The organism is Streptomyces sp. NPDC042002 (genome assembly GCF_055588305.1).
On record NZ_JBVJCT010000011.1, the window covers coordinates 241,260 to 245,271 of the forward strand.

At 73.1% G+C, this 4,012-nt stretch carries 5 protein-coding genes and 1 pseudogene; 2 read left to right on the forward strand and 4 right to left on the reverse strand.

Translation table 11 applies throughout. The features are described from left to right. Positions 1–96: 96 nt before the first annotated feature. A pseudogene (locus ACZ6KY_RS19310) lies at positions 97–300 on the forward strand (DUF6214 family protein); the annotation flags it as partial. Positions 301–356: 56 nt separating this feature from the next. Here the strand turns inward: ACZ6KY_RS19310 and ACZ6KY_RS19315 are convergent. Further along, the gene (locus ACZ6KY_RS19315; RefSeq protein ID WP_469311473.1) at positions 357–1,034 is read right to left on the reverse strand and encodes a TetR/AcrR family transcriptional regulator; all 678 of its coding nucleotides are present in this window, start codon (positions 1,032–1,034) and stop codon (positions 357–359) included. Positions 1,035–1,216: 182 nt separating this feature from the next. Continuing rightward, on the reverse strand, positions 1,217–1,444 hold the full coding sequence (locus tag ACZ6KY_RS19320; protein WP_469311474.1) for a hypothetical protein: 228 nt from the start codon (positions 1,442–1,444) through the stop codon (positions 1,217–1,219). A gap of 311 nt (positions 1,445–1,755) precedes the next feature. Here ACZ6KY_RS19320 and ACZ6KY_RS19325 point away from each other — a divergent pair, with 311 nt between their 5' ends. Then, positions 1,756–2,001: a DUF2630 family protein gene (locus ACZ6KY_RS19325; RefSeq protein ID WP_469311475.1), complete on the forward strand. Its 246-nt coding sequence runs from the start codon at positions 1,756–1,758 to the stop codon at positions 1,999–2,001. A gap of 18 nt (positions 2,002–2,019) precedes the next feature. Here the strand turns inward: ACZ6KY_RS19325 and ACZ6KY_RS19330 are convergent, their stop codons facing one another. Further along, a complete protein-coding gene (locus tag ACZ6KY_RS19330; RefSeq protein WP_469311476.1) occupies positions 2,020–2,718 on the reverse strand; it encodes an HAD family hydrolase in 699 nt (232 codons plus the stop codon). A gap of 150 nt (positions 2,719–2,868) precedes the next feature. Continuing rightward, positions 2,869–3,807, reverse strand: a complete 939-nt coding sequence (locus ACZ6KY_RS19335; protein ID WP_469311477.1) for a M56 family metallopeptidase — start codon at positions 3,805–3,807, stop codon at positions 2,869–2,871. Positions 3,808–4,012 lie beyond the last annotated feature (205 nt).

The following is a 4,012-nucleotide window of genomic DNA, read 5'->3' on the forward strand; positions in this document are numbered from 1 at the left end:
GTCCTTTCTTTCGTCCCCTCCCCGCCGGTCCCCCCCCCCTCCCCCTCCCTCCCCCCCCCCCCCCCCCCCCCCCCCCCCCACCCCCCACCCCCCCCCCCCCCCCGCGCCCGGCCGGCCTGGCCGCGCGGCGCCGAGGGCAGTCTGCTGGTCGCGCAGGAGTACCGGGCGGCGCAGGAGGAGGGTGTGGACCCGGTGCTCGCCGTCATGAGCGCCACCGGCCACAGCCGGCGCAAGTCGCTGAGGCTGATCGCGGGGGCGCGCGACGCCGGATTCCTGACCCCTCGTCACGCCCGTCGTTGACCGGGGCGGAGCGGTCGTGCCCCGTGGCGCGAGCCCAACGTCCCGACGCGGCCTGACTACTTGGACCGCCCGTCCTCCGGCTCGGGGTCGGTCGCGAAGAAGCGGGACAGATCCGTCTCGCGGGGACAGTCCGACGCCTCGGTGTCCGGGGGTGTCCCCATCTCCCAGTCCAGCCGGTAGCGCTTGAACAGTTCGGCCCGCAACACCGGGACCTTCATCGGCACTCCCGGCACGAGCGCCGCGTACACCGCGCCCATGAGCAGGGCGCGCAGCATCGGGTAGTCGGCCGTGACCTGTTGTGATCCGTACCGTGCGACGGTGTCCCCGAGCAGCTCCGAGAGACGGACCTGCTCGGGGCACTGGACGAACCCCTCGGCCTGGAGCAGCCCGGCCATGTGCTGCCGCATCAGCACCGGCTGATCCTGTGTGAGGCCCAGGATCGCGTCGACGGCCCGCGCCATCCGCTCCCGGCCGTCCTCGCTGCGCGGCTCGCGTTCGAGCGCTTCCTCCAGCGTGCGGTGCATCAGCCGGTGCACGGCGGACTGAAGGAGCTGCCGTTTGCCGGGGAAGTAGTACGACACCAGTCCGCGCGCCGATCCCGCGCGATCCGCGATGTCCCCGAGCGTCGTGGCGTCGTAACCGCGCTCGCTCACCAGCTCCACCGCGGCCTGCAGCAGCCGTTCCCGGGAACGCCGCCGCAACTCTTCATTGACCGAGGCGCTTCGCGGGGACATGCTGTAACTCCTGCGTTGACTGGTTGCCAGCCAACTATACTCAACGCGTCCGGACCCAGACCCTTCGCGGGGTCGGATCCGGGCTGCCGCCGACCTGGGGCGACGCGGGGGATCGCCTCAGGTCGGACGCGCGGCAGTCGGCGCCGGGGAGTGTCGTTCTGATCGGCGGCCGTCCTCGGGCTTCACGAACCGGCGTTCCGCATCACGCCCACCTCGCACCGAGGTGGGCGTCGGTGCTTCGCGAGGTAGGCGCGTCGCCAACCGGTGACCATGTACCAGCCGACCGACAGGCTCAGCGGCACGTTGCCGACGAGGGTTTCCCGGTCGCCACCGCGAGCCGTGTTGTGCAGAGCGGCGGCGGTGACGTGCGTGAGGAGGCTGGCGAGGAGGAGCCGGATCGCTGTCTTCATCGCGGACCTCGGGAGTGTGGGACGGGGGGCGCCAACGTAGCCACGGATCCCGCATTGCGAGGCATTTGGCCTCTGTTGGCCAAGACTTGACCGAGCCGAACCGTCGGAGATCGGAAGCCATCCCTTCCGTATCGAGATGTCGTGCGAGTGGCGATCCCGGAGAGACGAACGGCCACTCCTGAGCCGACCGGATGTTCGTACGCGGTCCACCCGCGTCGGGCGCCGACGGCCGCCCGAGCCCGCTTCCCATCACTCGCCGAGGCCCCGAGCCGTCCTTGGAGTGGCCTGGAGCCCCGAGGAGGCGGACGGACATGGAGCAAGAGCAGATCCTGGCCGGAATCATGTCGATGGCGGACGACGAGCGGTGGCTGCGCGACGCGCCGGCGGCCGGGCGGATCGACGGCGCCACGGAGCGCGCGCGGCTCGGGCGACTGGAGCGCGAACTCGACCAGTGCCGGGACCTGCTGCGCCGGCGGCGCGCGAAGTCCGAGTTCGGCGAGAACCCGGACGACGCGCAGGTGCGTCCGACGTCGCGGGTCGAGGGCTACCAGGGCTGACGTCCGCGGTCCCGGCGGTCAGTCCGCCAGGTCGAGTACCGGCCGCAGCCCGTCGGGACGGTCCGCCACCGGCAGATGGTCCACGAAACACACCGCGCAGCCGAGGGCGGCCGCACCACCGTCGGCCCTCCGGTCGTCGCCGACCATCAGGGTGTCCTCCGGAGCGATGCCGAGTTCGGCGCAGGCGGTCGCGAAGAGCCGCGGATCCGGTTTCTGGACGCCGTGCTCGTACGATAGGACGTACGTTCCGACATACGGGTCGAGACCGTGCTCGCGGAAGACGGGCCGCAGGTCCCAGCCGATGTTGCTGACCACGCCGACCGCGAGACCCCGCCCGCGCAGCCCGTGGAGCACCTCGGCGGCGTCGGGATAGGGCTCCCAGGCGGCGGGCGCCATATGACGGTCGTAGAGCGCGTCGTGCAGACCGGGATCCGGCAGCGGCACCTGCCGGGAAAGACCGGTGAACGCGGCCCTGTGCTGCTCGGCACTCCGGTCGCGGGCCTCCCACGGGGCGGCGAGATGCGCCGGCACCGGCAGCACGGGCCGGGCACCGCCCGCGAGCGCGCCCACCGCCTCCAGGGCCCGGGCCTTCTCCGCCAACTCCGGCTCCGGGAGCGTGTGACCGGTCTCCGTGAGCACCGCGCGCAGCCATGATTCCGCGGCCTCGATGCGGAAGAGGGTCCCGGAAAAGTCGAAGAGCACACCCTTGACGGTCATGAGGGAAATCCTTCGTGGCGCGCCCCATGCCGGTCAAGACGGCCTCGCCCGCCCGCTCCGTCCCCGGAGAGGCCGACCCGCGCCGCAATCCTCACCCGCCGTGACGCGGAGGTGGGCTCAGCGCCGAGGCCCCGATCCATGCCGTCGGGGCTAGCCCAGTGCCCGCAACCCCGGCACGAACGCCACGAGGACCGGTACCACCGGTACCAGCGCGGCCGCCGCCGTCAGTTGCAGCCGACGGGCGGTCGTGAGCCGGTCCCGGGGGGTCAGGAGGCGGTCGACGCGCTGCGGGACGTGCGCGTCCGGGGTCGGGCAGGGCCCGAACACGCCCCGGTCCTCGTTGAGTTCGACCAGTGCGAGAGCGATCGTGAGCCGGCCGAAGCGGCGCGACGCCACGTCGTCGGCGGCGAGTTCGACCAGCCGGTGCATCTCGTCGCGGAACGCGGCGAACACGGGCACCTGCGGGAACCCGTTGGCCAGCGCGGCCGAGCAGTGCAACAGCCAGTCGTGCCGGGCCCGCGCGTGCCCCTGCTCATGGGCGAGTACGGCATCCAGTTGGCGCCCTTCGAGGCGGCGCAACGCGGCTGTGGTGATGACCAGTTGGGGAGCGGCGCCGGGCAGCCACCAGGCGTCGGGGCGTTCCCCCTCCAGGACGACGAGACGATCCGCTCCGGGCTCCTCGCCGGGCAACAGCGGTGCGCGCAGCAGGAGTTCGGACCGGCTCCGCCGCCGGCGGAGCCGCGCCCGTACGATCTCGCGCGCCAGCATCGCCGCCGTCCAGGCACCGCCGCACGCGAGGACCACGGCCGTGGCGGCGGCCCAGGGACTTCCCGCACTCAGCGGCGCGTAGGCGTCGACGACCGACGCCGGTGCTCCGTCGAAGACATGGCCGCGCACGGCCACCCAGGCGGCGGACGCGCTCAGTGTCATCGACAGGACGCAGCACAACAGGACCGCCGCCACCACGCATTGCCACACCCACAGGGCGACCACCGGCTCCCGGTCCGGCCAGTCCGCCCGTGCGAGCAGTCGTGGAGCGACCACGGAGGCCAGGGCGCCGAGCAGCAACAGTGCCGCGGGGAGCATCATGGCCCGAAGCCTATGAGCGGGGCTCGCCGCTGGATACGGGCAACGACCCCAAGTGACGTACGCCACGGTTTCGCGCCGCACCCGAGGGCCCTTCCCGGCGCCCCCGGCTCGCGGCGCGGCCGGGTTTTCCGGTCGCGGGGGGGGGGGGGGGGGGGGGGGGGGGGGGGGGGGGGGGGGAGGGGGGGGGAGAGGGGGGCACCAGCAC

Excerpts from the sequence above, each read along its gene's own strand:
- ACZ6KY_RS19315 (WP_469311473.1), bottom strand. The coding sequence starts at position 1,034 with ATGTCCCCGCGAAGCGCCTCGGTCAATGAAGAGTTGCGGCGGCGTTCC.
- ACZ6KY_RS19320 (WP_469311474.1), bottom strand. The coding sequence starts at position 1,444 with ATGAAGACAGCGATCCGGCTCCTCCTCGCCAGCCTCCTCACGCACGTC.
- ACZ6KY_RS19325 (WP_469311475.1), top strand. The coding sequence starts at position 1,756 with ATGGAGCAAGAGCAGATCCTGGCCGGAATCATGTCGATGGCGGACGAC.
- ACZ6KY_RS19330 (WP_469311476.1), bottom strand. The coding sequence starts at position 2,718 with ATGACCGTCAAGGGTGTGCTCTTCGACTTTTCCGGGACCCTCTTCCGC.
- ACZ6KY_RS19335 (WP_469311477.1), bottom strand. The coding sequence starts at position 3,807 with ATGATGCTCCCCGCGGCACTGTTGCTGCTCGGCGCCCTGGCCTCCGTG.